Consider the following 15,755-nt stretch of genomic DNA (forward strand, 5'->3'; position numbering starts at 1 on the left):
ACAGCTCTCAATCATGAAAAAAATAATTAATCTACTTATAATAGCGACACTCCTCGTTTCCTGCTCGGAAGAATTCCTTGACAGACAACCTGAGGATGCACTTTCTACGGGGGCATTTTACAATAACCCCTCTGAAATCAAAGCAGGCCTAATGGCATGTTATTCTCCTTACCAGAATATCTATTCTCGTTCTGAGGTACCACAATACCTGGAAATCATATCTGATGATGCGAAAGATGTCTTGTGGCAAAGCAATGACTACTTGTTCAAAAAGAATACTGGAAACTCCCGACCAAACTTTTGGAGAGACCATTACAAAGTCATTGTAAATTCCAATAACATTATTAATATCATTGAGAATTATACTCCTTTGAATAGTAGTGAGGAAGAATTGGTAAAAGTATACAAAGGAGAAGCAAAATTCCTTAGAGCCTTAGCCTATTTCAATCTTGTACGTCTTTATGGAGATGTTCCTAAAATCGTAGAAAGACTGGATGATCCTACCAAAGCAATCGGTATTGGAAGAACTTCAGCTACTGAAATATACAATTCAGTTATCATTCCTGATTTAGAAGCAGCTATTGCTGATTGTCTTAAAAAAGGTGATGCTGGTCTTCAGGGAGAAGAAGCACGAGCGACTAAAGGTGCTGCCATGACCATTCTTGGTAAAGTTTATTTAACATTGAAAAACCACTCCAAAGCTGAAGAGGTTTTGAAAAGATTGATCGTAAGCAAAGAAGCTGGTGAATATTCACTATTAAGTGACTTTTCACAAATCCATAAAATGGACAACAAGTTTAATGATGAATCCATTTTTGAAATCAACTACAATGCTTCTTTGGGTCAGCCTAACTTCTTGTTCAAATGGATGACCAACGAGAACGGATACCTTTATGGAATCGCTTCAGGCGGTGGACCAGTGATTATGTTTAACTTAATGGAAGATTTCGTTGAGGACAATGACTGGATAGGCGAACCAGACTGGACTAGATACAATGCAACGCTTGATTCAGGATTATTAGAAGGTGGTAGCCCTGAATTACAACCATGGCCTAAAAAATTCACTCCAGAAACAAGTACCCTAGCCCAATACAATATAACTGGTACGGATTACAATTACATGGTAACCAGGTATGCTGATGCCCTTTTGATGTATGGTGAAGCATTGGTTGGCAATAACAAGGCAAGTGAAGCCCTACCCTATTTTAATATGGTTAGAGAAAGAGCTGGACTTAATGGCTTGACCGTTGACCAATTGGACATAGACCGAATTCTACATGAAAGAAGACTAGAATTGGCTTTTGAAGGACATAGGTATTTTGACTTGGTAAGAACAGATAAAGCAGTGGAAAAAATCTCTTGGGCACTTATGACCATCGTTGGTTATGATGCCAGAATATTTACCACGGAACCAATAGAAGAATACCAACTTTTATTGCCTATCCCTGTAGGAGAGATTCAAAAAGACGCTTCTCTTAATCAAAATCCTGGTTATTAATAAACTTAGCAGCGAGCTTCTGAATTCAATTCGAAACTTGAAATTCAAAATTGAATTTGCTACTAATTAAATTTTAAGAAAATGAAAAAGATAAATAATATAGTAATTGTGGGGATTTTAGCTCCATTTATTTTCTTCTCCTGCCTGCAGGAGGACATAGTACCCGTACCAACTGTCAGAGACGTAAAAATGTACATGACAGATATTGAAGGAAACGATTCGTTGATATCTAATCCTACCGCCAATAAATCATTCCGTTTTGTGGTGGATACTGATGCAGATATCGCTACGGTATGGCCTGGAGGAGAACGTCGAATCATGAAAAAAGTGAATACTGAAACAGATTCATTGGACATGTTTGGTCATCCGGTACTTATTGTAAGTGATTATTATATGGATTACGGGCTGGTAAAAGCAAGAGGTTTTAAAACCGCACTTGGTGAGACTGGCTGGTATACTTCTTATACCTATAAAGCAAGTGGAGACTTTGACTTAACGATAGTTGTTACCAATCATGGTTATAATAGCGCTGACTACAAACAGGTAGTGCATGAAGCTGGAACAATTACGGTATTGGAAGAATAATCTAACAGTCTAATTGAATATAAAAAGAGCCCTTTTCCTATGACTTGGAAAAGGGCTCTTTTTTATTAATTGCCAGTTGGTAAAACCAAAATAGGTAAAGGTTTTTCAACCAAAAGGTAACCAGCTCAAAATCAAATTAATACAAAGGGTTTAGCCAAGTTTAAAAGAAACTTCCCCGCCCATTAAAGGATCGGAAATACTGTCTAAGCCCAACTCTAAACGACCACAATACCTTCTGCTAAAGGTAGTATTGCCTATGGTCCTTAAGGTAAAATCATACCAGCCCTTGCTCTTAGAAGTAGACACTCGAATTGCTTGCTTCTCACCAGCCAAAACTGTCATGGAATTCTTTCCGTGATTGTAGGCATTGTCTCTCACTTCTATAGTAAGCTTTCCCTGGGAAGTGTTTTCCATTTCAATATTGTAATAGCCAGTATTACTTTTAGTATCCAGGCTATAGGAGGAGTTTAAAGACAATTTAGGATCATTTTTATTTCCTTTAAACTCTCTAAAGAAACCATTTGGCCCATATACTTGCAAATGATAGGTATTACCTTCAAATGCATCCAAAGGCCATATATAATTCAGGCTATCTCCTGCTTTCACTGCAAAAGACCAGTTTTTAGCATTTTCAAATGTATTGGATTTCGGGTCCTTATAGCCTCCTGGAGCATATACGGTAAAAGGAGCACCAAGTGCTTCTTTACCGAACTTCTTATCGGAAGCGCTTAAATCTAGCACTATTGCATCGTGAGAACGGTTAAATTCCCCTTCCACATACAACTCATAGGCAAGCGCATTGGAGGGCTTGGTTCCCGGCTCTTGTTTAGGCATCAAGGGCGATTGCAGATGGGTATTGTTAACTTGACTTATCTCAGCGTCAGTCAACACTTTAAAATTGTCTGGAATGTCCTTATAGCTAGCGTTCAGAATCTTTTTAACATGCCCTTCCATGGTTAAGAAATCAGGCAAGTCAATTTTCTCACCATTATAAGGCCTAAAAACAGAAGTAAGGTCACCACTCACTGTACGTCTCCAAGAACTAATATTGTCTTCTTTAATCTTTTTACCTGTTTTATGGGATAACAACTTTTCCATAAACATAATTGTAGAAGATATATCAAAAACTTCCGAATTCACCCAGCCACCTCTACTCCAGGGCGAGGCAACAATTAGAGGCACTCTATATCCCAAACCTACCGGACTTTCACGAACATCTTCAGCATCCATTCCTGGATAATTTTCTTCTTGTTCTTTAAATACAAATTCAGTTCTGGCATCTATGCCTTTGGATACTTTTCCTGCACTTGGGTCATTCGGTTTTGGTGGAACAAATGGTGGTACATGATCAAAATAACCATCATTCTCATCGTAATTCAGTATAAATATCGTCTTTTTCCAAACCTCTGGATTCTTTGTTAGAATTTCTAGAGCTTCAGAAACATACCAAGCACCATACCAAGGAGCAGAAGGGTGATCAGAGAAATTCTTTGGGGCTACTAAATAGGAAACAGTTGGAAGATTTCCAGAATCAACATCTTTCCTAAATTCGTAAAATATATCTCCTTTTGGAATTTTTGTTGACCTTTTTTCGCCATCTTCTTCATACTCCAGCATCTCCGTTTTGTGGTAATCCGGATCTGCGATATTCGTCGTGAAAGCTCGCTGATGCATTTCCTTTTCTCTAGGAGAAAGTTTTTCAAAGGCTTCAGGCCCAAATTTTTCTATAGACTCATTTACAAATTCAATGGCCTCTTTTTTAGATGCTATTGCTTTTCTTATATCCGCTTTGTCAGTTTCTACCGCATTTGAGAGAGAAGCTTCCAATTTGGCAATTTCGCCTGGAAGTGACTTTTGTTTGTGCTTTAAAAACTCATAATGACCAGGTGTATAGCGAACCTCAAATTGCTTGAACCATTCCAGGTTATTGTCAGTAAAATTGGACAACCAAGATCGGTCATCTCCTTCAAGCATAGTGGATAAACTCACCTCATTCTGGTATACCTTCCAAGGAATACCATTGTCTTGTAAGCGATCCGGGAAAGTTTTCCAATCGACTTCTTTGCCATAGGTATGTTCGCCATTTCGCACTAGAGGTTTTTCCCCAACCATGCCTACTGTTTTACCTGCCCAGTGAAAGTTTCTGTTGGTAGTAGTACCTGTAAGCGCCCCACAAAAATGCTGGTCACAAACGGTAAATGCATCCGCAAACGCATAATAAAATGGGATGTCTTGTCTTTCATAAAAACCCATGGTCATGGGAACATGTCGGTACTCTTTTCTACCTGGTCTTTTGGCTTCTATCCAACCATCATATTTACCATTGTTCCGCGCATCCACTTGATTCTCCCAAGAATGAGGAATATCACTCATCCAGGTCGCTTTGGTCTCATTTATATTAAACCTAAAAGGCGTAAAAGCATTTCCTTTATTGTCTCTTTGTAACCAAACTTTGTCTTTATTAGGCAATGAAATAGTTCTTGGGTCATTAAAACCCCGAACACCTTTTAATTTCCCAAAACAATGGTCAAACGACCTGTTTTCCTGCATTAACAATACTACATGCTCTGCATCTTTAAAGGTTGTTCCTGGATCAGGATTAATTGCCATAGCTTTTTCTATAGAAGCGGGTAAAACACCCCAAAGCCCTAGTCCCCCAGAAAAAAGTGCCGCTTTCTTTAGAAAATCTCTTCTATTCTCATTCATAATTTAAATACGATTAAAACACATTAATTAAATCTCAAACCGGATTCAGGTATTCGTACTAACTAAGGGAAAATCGATAAGCTTTAGTATCCAAATATTTTTTCCACTCATGGGTAAAATTATAATTTTATTGTGAAAACCATAGAGATAGATTATTGTCAAATGGTTAATTCTCCACTTAGCCTATGGTTTTGTTAATAAGTGAACTTAAATGAAAATCAAAAACATTTTCACCTAAACTACAGCTTATTTGGCCTTTAAAGAGAGAAAACTAACCTCTCAATTGGTAAGCCTTAGGTTGGGTAAAGGCCCGAATCCCCATATAGGACAAGGTCACTCCCATACCAGAATTCTTTCTTCCTGTCCATGGTAAATTTGGACTCACTCTGTCACAACAGTTCACATAAACGGTTCCAGTTGGTAACCCTTCAACCAATTCTTTCGCTCTTAATTCATTTCCTGAAAATACTGCAGCGGTCAGCCCATAAGCCGTATCCTTCATAAGTTCAAAGGCTTCCTGGTCATTTTTTACTTTCTGAATCCCTATTATTGGCCCAAAAGACTCTTCCTTCATAAGGTCCATGCTATGGTCCACATTTGATAAAACAGCAGGAGTCAAGTAATAACCTTTATCTCCCCATCTTTCTCCTCCATACAGAACTTTAGCTCCTTTATTTTTAGCATCTGCTATCTGGGAAAGAATGACATCCATTTGATCAGCTCTGGTGAGCGGTCCTATAAACGTGCCCTCTTCCATAGGGTCACCGATTTTATAAGTGGAAACTTCGTCCACAAAAGCAGCTACAAACTCATCGTAAATCTTTTCATGCACATATACCCTTTCAACAGCACAACAGCTCTGACCATTATTGTAAAAGGCGCCCTCAGCAGCATTTATTGCTGCTTGTTTTACATCTGCCACATCCTCCATCACATACAAAGGATCTTTACCTCCTAATTCCAACTGCACAGGCACCAATTTGGAAGCCACCTTTTGGGCAATGTATTTACCTGTTTTATAAGATCCTGTGAAGAAATAGCCATCCAAATCTGCCTCCAACAACATCTCTCCCACTTCAGCTCCACCAATAAAGCATCCAAAAGCATTTTTAGGAATTCCAGCTTCCCAAAGTAAATCTCTAAATTTAAGCCCTGTAAGTGAGGCAAACTCTGAGGGTTTATAAGCTACAGCATTTCCTGCCAATAACGCATATAAAAACACATTGTACCCCACATTGTATGGGAAATTCCAAGCAGAAATATTGGCTATAACACCAAGTGGCTCAAAGGTAATTTCCTCTCGTGTAGCTCCCTCTTCAGTAATGATCTCCTTCTGCAACCACTTGAGTGCATCCTTCTGGATATGGTCAATTCTATTTTGGGCCCCTTTGATTTCATTTATGGCTTGCTGAATAGGTTTGCCCGTCTCCAAGGATAGGATCTTCGCCAGTTCATCAAGGTTTTCCATCACAAGGTCACCGTACTTTATAATTATCGCTACTCTTTCTTCCAAGGGCACTTTGGCCCATATTTTTTGTCCTTCAATTAACGCAGCTATTTTATTGTTTACCTCTACAGGGGTATCCTCAGTTAGCTTTTCAATTGTACTTCCAGTAGCAGGGTTGATGATATTCATTTTTTATTGTCTTTTAACTTTTTCTATAAAATAATCGTACAGTTTTAGGGGATCTAAAAGAGGTGCCCCCTTTCCTACTGAAAACTCAGGGTGCCATTGTACTCCCAAGGCATTTCCATCCTTATTTTGTAGGGCTTCTACTATCCCGTCTTCCTTACTCACGGCCAATATCTCCAAACCATCACCTACTTGTTTTACCCCCTGATGATGCACAGAGTTCACTACAGCCCGATCCACACCTTGGTAGATCTCATCAAGGGTTTTGCCCTTTTCAATTACGATTTCGTGTATTAATGCATCGTATTTATCAGCATCCCTATGCTGAATCGCAGTTGATTTTTGCGTAGCAATGTCTTGAAACAAGCTTCCACCAAAATACACATTCATTAATTGAAATCCTCTGCAAATGGCAAAAATAGGTTTTCCTTTTTGGACAGCATAATCCATTATTCTTAGCTCATAGGCATCCCTATAAGCATCTCCCAACCACTTCCCTGGAACTATTGGGGTTTCATTGTAAGTTTCAGGAGCTAAATCGGTTCCTCCCTGAAAAACAAAGCCATCAAGTTCATCCAAAATCTCACCTAACTGGTTAATAGGAAGATCAGGCAATAAAACAGGAAGAATGCCTTTTTGGGATACGTAATTAAACATATCACATTCTACATAGGCTAAATTTTTAGGCCCAAAGACAATCCTTGTGGGCTCTTTATACATGAAACATGCACTAATTCCTATCTTTAGCATATTCTATTGGGCCTTCTCATAAATGGATTTAAAGTCAGCTTCAGTTACTGGTTTGGGATTATTTGGATGACAGAAATCCGCAATAGCTAATGAAGCTAAGGTATCAATATGCTCATTTTTCACCCCTATTTCCGATAGTTTTGCAGGAAGCCCTAGTTTCTTATTCAAATCGTTGATATAATTTATAAAGTTTTTGCCTTCTCCTTGTTTGAGTCCTATCATTAGTCCCATTTGCTCATACCTGTCTTCAAAACCTTCATAGTTAAATTCCAACCCATGCGGCAGGTTAATGGCATTGGCCAAGCCGTGGTGGGTATCCAATAAACTGGACAATGGGTGCGCCAAGCTATGTACTATGCCCAATCCTTTCTGAAAAGCAATCGCTCCCATCATGGAAGCCATTAACATTTTACTTCTAGAGAGCAAGTCAGGTTTTAAGGTTGCTGTTTCTATGGATTCACCTATTAACTTAATTCCTTCAAGGGCAATACCGCTACACATAGGATTCCAGTTTTTGGAAAGGTAGGCCTCAATATTATGAGTAAGTGCATCCATGCCAGTAGCTGCGGTTACAAAAGAGGGCAAATCCATTGTAAGTTCTGGATCTGCGAATACTATTTTGGCCATAAGTGTTGGTGCAAATAGGATTCTTTTCTTCTTACTCTCATTTTCTGAGATGATAGCGCTTCTTCCTACCTCACTTCCTGTTCCAGAAGTCGTAGGCACAGTAATAAAATGTGGGATTGGCTCCGTCACATATTTATCTCCACCTATCAAGTCATCGTAATCAAACAAGTCTCTGTGGTGATTGATACTTAAAGCAATGGCTCTTGCCACATCCAAGCCCACTCCTCCTCCTATACCTATAATCGTATCTCGGTCCGTTGATTGATACAATTCTTTCCCTTTAAGCACATCCGTCTTAACTGGATTTTTATGAACATCTGAAAAAACTTCAACTGACAGACCTGATTGGCTTAGTTCTTTAACTATATTTTTAAAAAACCCAAGCTCCCTTACTATAGGATCAGTAACCAATAACGGTCTTTTTAATTGGTTTTGTTTAAGATAATCAGGCAATTCACTGATAACCCCTACTCCAAATCGGATGGTAGTAGGAAAACTAAAATTAAATTTTTGACGAATGTCCATTTTTATAAATGAAAATATTAGTGATAAACTTGAGATATAACGGTCAAAGCCGAAATTCTTTTTCTGGTAAAATCGATTAACAACCAATTGACGCTCTACTTATTCATTTAATTGAACTAAGCTATCTAGCACAATCACCTGGTTGATTTAAATGCTCACCAACTATTTTGGGGTTTATTGCTTTCCTTTAATTAAATGATTTCAAAATAGCGTTTCCTTTCCCAATCAGTAACCTTAGATGCGAATTCCCTGCATTCCCATTCTCTGGTTTTACAGAAATGGTCTACAAAGTCCTCCCCAAATAAGGATTTTGCGATGGCTGAATTTTTCATTGCTTCAGTGGCTTCTTTAAGGGAAGTTGGTATTGACCCATTGGTATAATCCTCATAGCCATTCCCTATTGTGGCTGGCTTGTCCAACTCCAATTTGTGTTTGATCCCATATAACCCAGAGGCAAGGCAGGCAGACATAGCCAAATAAGGGTTTACATCTGAGCCTATTACACGGGTTTCCAATCTCGTTGATTTGGCACCGCCGGATAGCACCCTCAAGGCAGTTGTTCTATTGTCTCTTGCCCAAGTCAAGGTAGTTGGGGCCCAAGCACCTTCTACCAACCTTTTATAACTGTTGATAGTGGGTGCAAACATGGGTAAAATATGAGGTAAACAATGCAATTGCCCAGCTATATATTGTTGCATAAGTGTACTCATGCTCCACTTGCCATTGGCATCATAAAACAGGTTGTTTTTAAGATCTTTGTCCCATATACTTTGGTGTACATGCCCACCATTCCCTGGAAGTTCTTCAGACCATTTCGCCATAAATGTGGCCATTATTCCATGTTTATATGCAATTTCTTTTACACTACTTTTAAACAAGGCCGCCCGGTCTGCTGCTAATAAAATATCACTGTATTGAATTGCGGCTTCATATACACCTGGGCCGGTTTCTGTATGTAAACCTTCTAATGGAATGTCAAACTGATGGCAGAGATCAAAAAGATCATTGAAAAACTCACTTTTTAATGACGATCTTAGAATGGAGTACCCAAACATACCAGGGGTTAAAGGCTTTGTATTTTCACAACTACCACTACCATATCCTTCTGGTGTACTTTCGAAATTAAACCATTCAAACTCCTGAGAAAACTGAGGAAAAAAGCCTGCCTCAAATGTTTGTTGTTGGATATTCTTCAATAAAGTCCTAGGACAAACCAATGCTCCATTCTCTTTGTCATTGCTAAAATCAGCCAAGAAAAATGGGAGATCATCTTCCCAAGGTATTTTTCTAAAGGTAGAAGGGTCAATTTCCGCCTGGAAATCTGGATAACCAGTGTGCCACCCAGTGACAGAAACGTTGTCATAAGATTTATCTTCTACATCCCAGCCAAATACCACAGCACAGAATCCCATGCCCCCATCTAAAATTGAAAAGAATTTGTCCAATGAAACCACCTTACCCCTCAAAACCCCATCAATATCAACAATAGCCAGTTTTACCTTATTAAAGGAACTGTTCTTTAAACTTGATTTTACTTCTTCTTTACTAAATTTCATGAAGTTTTTGTCTTGTTAAGGAATAATACAAAAAATAAATAAGCCCCTAAAAGCATGGCGAAAAACAATAAAGCCAGATTAAAATTATAAATGATCATTGCGATTAAAGATAAACTGGCAATTATCAAGGCCACTAAAGGAAATAAGGGATAATAGGGTACTTTAAAAGGTCTTTCCAAATCAGGTTCCTTTTTCCTAAGTTGAAGAAAAGCAAGCATGGACAATATATAAAGGCATAAAGCACCAAATACGGCAATAGTAATGATCTCTCCCGTTTTCCCCGTAAATAGCGCGATAATTCCAATAACCATATTGAAAAACAAAGCATTTACCGGGGTTTTAAACTTTTTATTTACTTTTCCGATGGCTTTGGGTGCATATCCTACCCTACCAAACTCAAAAGTAGTACGACCCGCAGCAAGTATGATCCCATTAAATGAAGCTACTAGTCCAAATAATGCTATAAAAGCGAGTAAATGATAATACATTTGATTGTCTCCCATTACTAGCCCCATGGCCAATGGAAGAGGAGAATCAGAAGCTACACCTGAACCATCTGGATAAACAATGGCTTCCCAACCACCAACTCCTACTGCAGCCATAAATGTAATTACACATAAAATAACCAATGTTAGCAAGGCAAAGCCGAATCCTTTAAGAATATTTTTTTGAGGATTTATGGTTTCTTCAGCAACATTTGCGACTCCTTCGATGGCCAAGAAAAACCAAATTGCAAATGGAATGGCAGCCACAATTCCCATGTACCCATTAGGAAGCGCATTGATCAGTAAGTTTTCTACTTTAAACGCTGGCAAAGTGACTCCTGCGAAAAACAACAAACCGATGACCGCAATAATGGTAATAAACAGCTCAAATGTAGCAGCAACCTGTAGCCCTATAATATTAAGACCAGTAAAAATAAGGTAAGCCACCACCCCTATCAGTAAAGCATTCAGTTCAGGGAAAAAGATACCAAAATAGGCCCCAATAGCCGAGGCAATGGCTGGAGGGGCGAAAATAAATTCAATGTTTTGCGACATTCCTGCGAGGAAGCCTAAATGTTTTCCCAAGCCTCGCTCGGCATAAGAAAAAGCACCTCCAGCTTTAGGAATAGCACAAGCCATCTCAGTGTAACTAAACGTAAAGGTGACATACATGATAATAATAAAAAATATGGCAATACCAGCTCCTAATGTTCCTCCCTCTGCTAGGCCTAAATTCCAGCCAAAATAATTGCCTGAAATTACATACCCCACTCCCAAACCCCATAACATAAAAGGACCTAAGGTCTTCTTTAATTGATCTTCTTTGTCGTTTGTTTTTTGATCCATATAAACTTTACTTTTGGAATAGAAAAAGGGCTACCTATTAATTGAAGTTATACCAATAAAACTTTCTTTAGAACTTTGATTGTATTTTTTTCAATAAGCACCTCCTAAAATTAGAAATTATTTTGATTTTCAACTTAATTGATTAAAATAATTTAAATAAAAAAATGATATCCCATAGCGTAAATCAAATCCTGATTTCCTATGTAATTCCACACAAACCTGGTATAAGCAATTAATATCCTGATTTAAAAATGTCAATTCAAACTGCAAAAAGTTAAAGACATTGTATTCATAAAATACTGAATAACAGAAAGGTAAATAGAGCAATTGAAAACACAAGTATAATTCAAAAAAAATCATATAACTTTTAAAAATGGACACCAATAGATTGGTTTTAAAATAATCCTAGGACTGCCAATTTTTTTTGAATTATAGGCAGCAGAACCTTGTTAGTAAAAATAGTTAAATAGAAAAAGGTATAAATCTTACCTGCAAACAAGGAAAGTAATGTGTTCCAATGATTATTAATCCTTTGGAAGATTTTAGCTTGGTACTTGGCTGTAAATCGAAAGTAGCAATATTTGACTTGCTTTTAGGTGAACCCCTCAAATAACAGATTAGCGTTTAAATTTTGAGGTGAGGGATTTATATAATACTGAGAAAATAACTACTCTGTATTTAAGAAAATAGAAATAAATTAACAGAATAATGCATATCGCAATTTCAGGAAATATTGGAAGTGGTAAAACTTCATTGGCTGTAAAACTAGCTGCCCACTATGGTTGGCAAACAGAATTTGAATCTGTAGAAGATAATCCGTATTTATCAGATTTTTATAAGGACATGACCAAATGGTCTTTTCACTTACAGGTTTTCTTCCTTCAAAGCCGAATTAACCAAGTGAAAAGAATCCAGCAAAACCCGACTTCTACTATTCAAGATAGGACCATTTATGAGGATGCGCATATTTTCGCTGCCAACCTCTATGAATCCAATTTGATTTCTAAAAGGGATTATGAAAATTACAAAGGCCTTTACCATTCTATGGCTAACTATATCAAACCTCCAGACTTATTGATTTATTTAAAAGCTGATATTCCCAAATTGGTAGATCAAATTGAAAAAAGAGGTAGAAATTACGAAAGAAGCATCCAAATAGCTTACTTGAAAAATCTAAATGACCTCTATCAAAAGTGGATTACCGAATATAACCTTGGAAAGCTACTTGTAATAGATGTCAACAATATGAATTTTGTTGATAATCCAGAAGATTTTTCAATAATAGTGGAGAAAATTGACCGTGAACTATTTGGCCTATTTAATTAATCCATTTTTCTAAGCAACCAAGATCCTATTACACGCAAAGTCTCTGCATTTGGCCTTAGCAATAATTTGTCTATCCGTTGAAGCTTACCTCCAATCATTAGGTTTTCGTAAGAAGGAATTCTGATTAGCTTAAAACCCTGTAATCTACTAATAAGATCGTATTGTAAATCATTGTAAGCATTTAACTTCCAACCTGAGGAACCATTACCTGTGAGGTCAGGAGCTTCTTCACTTCGTCCAAAGCATCGTGAGGCAATAGGTGGTCCATTCCAAATACGCTCCTGGGAACCGGAAACCAAGCATTCCCTTTCGAATGTTCTACACATTCGAAGGTAGCTTTGGTGCCAGGTATAATTAAATAAAGAATAAACCTCAGCTTTTAAGGTTTTAAGTCTGTACCGATTAAAATGATTAGCATCATCATAAACAAATAAAAACTTCCCAATTTTAATATCCACTTTTAGCTGGTTCAACAGCGGAAAGTCTCCCTCTCCGTCAAGCTCTTTATAAGCCTCCAACAATAAACCTTCCCCTTTACCTTCTATAAGACTTTTTTTGATTGGGACGTGAAAATCAATTTCGTAAGGTGCCTCAATTTCTTCCAGGGCCTTTATCAATTGATCTATTTTTTGATGATGCATTTAGTTGAATTAAAAATTACTGTGGAAAAAAGGCTTAAATTAGGTGACTATTCGTTTTCAATTCTCTCTTTTAAATTTGGCTTTGACCCTGGAAATGTTGTCTTTGTAGACATATCATAACCAATCCAAAGCATTATAACTAAAAATATAAGTCCAAAAATCAAAAAAACCAGCTTGTTCCTATTCATAATTGCATCAAATTTTATATTTAATTCAAATCAAGAATCTCAAAAAATAGTTCCATGGAGGCTTATACTTTTAAAGTACTAAATGCCGTTGTATTATGAGATATAAGCAGAACGAAAAATAGACTGTAAGCCACAAAAATTAACATTTATCTGAAAAAAAAAATAATTATTTGTTAAATTTAAGTTTTCCAGCTCTATTTTTGCGTTGGACTATGATACTTATAGTTCATTGTTTAAATTTACGTTTATCAACCTATTTCATAAAACCTACTGTATGTACAAACAGATCAAACCAGATATGATCTATCATTATTTCGATCAGGATATTGAACTTATCCATGAAATTATAGAATTGGTTTTGGAACTGAACGTACAAGATTTGAAAAATCTGATGCCCTTATATGAAGAGGGTCAAATTAGTATAATCAAAAAGAAGTTTCATAAATCTAAGCCCGTCTTCAGTTTATTGGGGGCTAATAATTTAAATAAAAGCATTTCAGCACTGGAATATGACATTAATGATCAATTTCTAGAAAAGTATCCTTTTTTACTTAAAAACCTGAATGAGCTTGAAGAAGACCTTAACTCTTTTCTAAAAAGGTCTCATCATTAATTGGCATTAACTGCCTCCTACTTTTCCTGATTTTTTCATCGTCTATTACATTAAAAACCTTAGACCAATATGCTTAAAATGATTAAGTCATCATTCTCTTCTCGATCACAATTTTTTATCTTTAGTATTTCCATTCTGCTGACAATTTCCTGTTTACCCCAAAAGCATAAACTAGGTTTATTGGGTGAAAAAGCCATGGTGGTCAGTGCTCATCCTTTGGCTTCTGAGGTAGGTAAAGACATTCTCTTACTAGGGGGAAATGCTGTAGATGCGGCTATTGCCGTCCATATGGCACTGGCCGTGGTGTACCCACAAGCGGGAAATTTAGGTGGCGGTGGATTTATGGTAATCCGAGAAAAATATGGTGAGGTCCATTCACTTGATTACAGGGAAAAAGCACCTCTAGCAGCAAGCAGAGACATGTACCTAGATGCACAAGGTAACCCTCAACCTGAAATAAGCCAAAATGGTCACTTGGCTTCAGGAGTACCTGGATCTGTAGATGGAATGGTAAAAGCCCATGAGAAATTCGGATCACTTCCGTGGAGTGCATTGATAAACCCTGCCATTGTCTTGGCTGAGGATGGCTTTAATTTGACAGAGGTGGAAGCAAATTTTCTCTCTTCCTATTCCGGAAATTTAAAAAAATATTCTACCATAGACCCTGTACATTATACAGGTAAAGTATTCAAAACAGGTGATAAATTGGTTCAAAAAGAACTTGCCAATACGCTTAAATTGATTCGAGACCATGGTCGTGAAGGATTCTATGCTGGTGAGGTAGCTGACCATTTAGTCGCAGAAATGAGAAGGGGTGGGGGCTTAATAAGCCATGAGGACCTTGAGAAATACCAAAGCATATGGAGAAAACCGCTAACTGGAAATTATAAAGATTACCGCATAATTACCATGGGCCCTCCTAGTGGTGGAGGAATTATTCTGCTTCAGATGCTAGGCATACTTGAAAACCATAAAATCTCTAAAAACAAGTTCAGTGATTACCTTCATCTGAAAACAGAAATGGAGCGCAGAATTTATGCCGATCGGGCTGAATACATGGCCGATGCTGATTTTTATCCGGTCCCAGTTGAGCAGTTGGTAACTGATAAATATTTGAAGGAAAGGTTTCAAAATTTCAACCCAGATAAGGCCACACCTTCAACGGAAATCAAAGCAGGTGACCTTCTTCAAGAGAGCGAGGAAACCACCCATTTTTCAATTGTTGACCAGGAAGGCAATGCTGTATCAAGTACAACTACCCTAAACGGAAATATGGGATCGAAAGTCCTAGTAGCCGGAGCTGGCTTTATCTTAAACAATGAGATGGATGATTTTTCTATAAAACCTGGTTTTCCTAACATGTTTGGTGTTCTCGGAGGCGAAGCGAACAAAGTAGAGCCAGAAAAAAGGATGCTTAGCTCCATGAGCCCCACCATTTTGGAAAAAAACGGCAAATTATTCATGGTTGTCGGGACGCCTGGTGGCTCCACTATTCCTACCTCAGTTTTTCAGGCCATAGTAAATGTGATCGAATTTGACATGGGAATGCAGGAATCAGTCAATGAAAACCGCTTTCATAGCCAATGGAAACCGGATTGGATAAGCTATGAAAAAGGGTATTCAAACGAGGCCATTATGAAGGAGCTAAGGGCTAAAGGCCATGAGCTTAAAGAGCGAAATTCTATTGGAAAGGTTGATGCCATCCTGGTTCGAGAAGATGGGACCCTGGAAGCTGGGGCTGATTACAGAGGTATGGATTCGGCTGCAGGTTTTTAG

At 37.8% G+C, this 15,755-nt stretch carries 12 protein-coding genes; 5 read left to right on the forward strand and 7 right to left on the reverse strand.

The window, feature by feature from the left end; all coding sequences use genetic code 11:
- Positions 1–13: 13 nt before the first annotated feature.
- Positions 14–1,498, forward strand: coding sequence for a RagB/SusD family nutrient uptake outer membrane protein (locus CA2015_RS21570; RefSeq protein ID WP_048643772.1), 1,485 nt, complete (start codon positions 14–16; stop codon positions 1,496–1,498).
- Positions 1,499–1,579: 81 nt separating this feature from the next.
- Positions 1,580–2,083: a hypothetical protein gene (locus CA2015_RS21575; RefSeq protein ID WP_048643773.1), complete on the forward strand. Its 504-nt coding sequence runs from the start codon at positions 1,580–1,582 to the stop codon at positions 2,081–2,083.
- A 150-nt stretch (positions 2,084–2,233) separates the two neighbouring features.
- Here CA2015_RS21575 and CA2015_RS21580 read toward each other — a convergent pair whose 3' ends face one another.
- From CA2015_RS21580 to eat, 6 genes are all read right to left on the reverse strand, one after another.
- On the reverse strand, positions 2,234–4,789 hold the full coding sequence (locus tag CA2015_RS21580; RefSeq protein WP_048643774.1) for a phosphocholine-specific phospholipase C: 2,556 nt from the start codon (positions 4,787–4,789) through the stop codon (positions 2,234–2,236).
- Positions 4,790–5,060: 271 nt separating this feature from the next.
- Positions 5,061–6,425 (reverse strand): aldehyde dehydrogenase family protein, encoded by a 1,365-nt coding sequence (locus tag CA2015_RS21585; protein WP_048643775.1) that lies wholly within the window; start codon positions 6,423–6,425, stop codon positions 5,061–5,063.
- Positions 6,426–6,428: 3 nt separating this feature from the next.
- Positions 6,429–7,172, reverse strand: coding sequence for a gamma-glutamyl-gamma-aminobutyrate hydrolase family protein (locus tag CA2015_RS21590; protein ID WP_048643776.1), 744 nt, complete (start codon positions 7,170–7,172; stop codon positions 6,429–6,431).
- Between the two features lie 3 nt (positions 7,173–7,175).
- Positions 7,176–8,324, reverse strand: a complete 1,149-nt coding sequence (locus CA2015_RS21595) for an iron-containing alcohol dehydrogenase (RefSeq protein ID WP_048643777.1) — start codon at positions 8,322–8,324, stop codon at positions 7,176–7,178.
- Between the two features lie 191 nt (positions 8,325–8,515).
- A complete protein-coding gene (locus CA2015_RS21600; RefSeq protein WP_048643778.1) occupies positions 8,516–9,880 on the reverse strand; it encodes a glutamine synthetase family protein in 1,365 nt (454 codons plus the stop codon).
- Positions 9,877–11,211, reverse strand: a complete 1,335-nt coding sequence (gene eat, locus CA2015_RS21605) for an ethanolamine permease (RefSeq protein WP_053086729.1) — start codon at positions 11,209–11,211, stop codon at positions 9,877–9,879. Before eat ends, CA2015_RS21600 begins: the two co-directional genes overlap by 4 nt.
- Positions 11,212–11,919: 708 nt before the next feature.
- Here eat and CA2015_RS21610 point away from each other — a divergent pair.
- A complete protein-coding gene (locus CA2015_RS21610; protein WP_048643779.1) occupies positions 11,920–12,537 on the forward strand; it encodes a deoxynucleoside kinase in 618 nt (205 codons plus the stop codon).
- Here CA2015_RS21610 and CA2015_RS21615 read toward each other — a convergent pair.
- Complete coding sequence (locus CA2015_RS21615) at positions 12,534–13,178, reverse strand: DUF7255 family protein (protein ID WP_048643780.1); 645 nt, start codon at positions 13,176–13,178, stop codon at positions 12,534–12,536. The two genes, CA2015_RS21610 and CA2015_RS21615, sit on opposite strands and share 4 nt — an antisense overlap.
- Positions 13,179–13,640: 462 nt before the next feature.
- On the opposite strand from CA2015_RS21615, the gene CA2015_RS21620 reads away from it, so the two are divergent.
- Together CA2015_RS21620 and ggt are read left to right on the forward strand one after the other, a co-directional pair.
- Positions 13,641–13,979 carry a hypothetical protein gene (locus CA2015_RS21620; protein WP_048643781.1) on the forward strand — a complete coding sequence of 113 codons (339 nt, stop codon included), beginning with the start codon at positions 13,641–13,643 and terminating at the stop codon, positions 13,977–13,979.
- A gap of 78 nt (positions 13,980–14,057) precedes the next feature.
- Positions 14,058–15,755, forward strand: coding sequence for a gamma-glutamyltransferase (gene ggt, locus CA2015_RS21625; RefSeq protein WP_048644684.1), 1,698 nt, complete (start codon positions 14,058–14,060; stop codon positions 15,753–15,755).

This window comes from Cyclobacterium amurskyense (genome assembly GCF_001050135.1).
Taxonomy (GTDB): Bacteria; Bacteroidota; Bacteroidia; order Cytophagales; family Cyclobacteriaceae; genus Cyclobacterium; species Cyclobacterium amurskyense.

What these genes read in the sequence shown, in the direction of transcription:
- CA2015_RS21595 (WP_048643777.1), bottom strand. Translation starts at nt 8,324, where the DNA reads ATGGACATTCGTCAAAAATTTAATTTTAGTTTTCCTACTACCATCCGA.
- CA2015_RS21615 (WP_048643780.1), bottom strand. Translation starts at nt 13,178, where the DNA reads ATGCATCATCAAAAAATAGATCAATTGATAAAGGCCCTGGAAGAAATT.
- ggt (WP_048644684.1), top strand. Translation starts at nt 14,058, where the DNA reads ATGATTAAGTCATCATTCTCTTCTCGATCACAATTTTTTATCTTTAGT.
- CA2015_RS21590 (WP_048643776.1), bottom strand. Translation starts at nt 7,172, where the DNA reads ATGCTAAAGATAGGAATTAGTGCATGTTTCATGTATAAAGAGCCCACA.
- CA2015_RS21600 (WP_048643778.1), bottom strand. Translation starts at nt 9,880, where the DNA reads ATGAAATTTAGTAAAGAAGAAGTAAAATCAAGTTTAAAGAACAGTTCC.
- CA2015_RS21570 (WP_048643772.1), top strand. Translation starts at nt 14, where the DNA reads ATGAAAAAAATAATTAATCTACTTATAATAGCGACACTCCTCGTTTCC.
- CA2015_RS21620 (WP_048643781.1), top strand. Translation starts at nt 13,641, where the DNA reads ATGTACAAACAGATCAAACCAGATATGATCTATCATTATTTCGATCAG.
- CA2015_RS21575 (WP_048643773.1), top strand. Translation starts at nt 1,580, where the DNA reads ATGAAAAAGATAAATAATATAGTAATTGTGGGGATTTTAGCTCCATTT.
- CA2015_RS21585 (WP_048643775.1), bottom strand. Translation starts at nt 6,425, where the DNA reads ATGAATATCATCAACCCTGCTACTGGAAGTACAATTGAAAAGCTAACT.
- CA2015_RS21610 (WP_048643779.1), top strand. Translation starts at nt 11,920, where the DNA reads ATGCATATCGCAATTTCAGGAAATATTGGAAGTGGTAAAACTTCATTG.
- CA2015_RS21580 (WP_048643774.1), bottom strand. Translation starts at nt 4,789, where the DNA reads ATGAATGAGAATAGAAGAGATTTTCTAAAGAAAGCGGCACTTTTTTCT.
- eat (WP_053086729.1), bottom strand. Translation starts at nt 11,211, where the DNA reads ATGGATCAAAAAACAAACGACAAAGAAGATCAATTAAAGAAGACCTTA.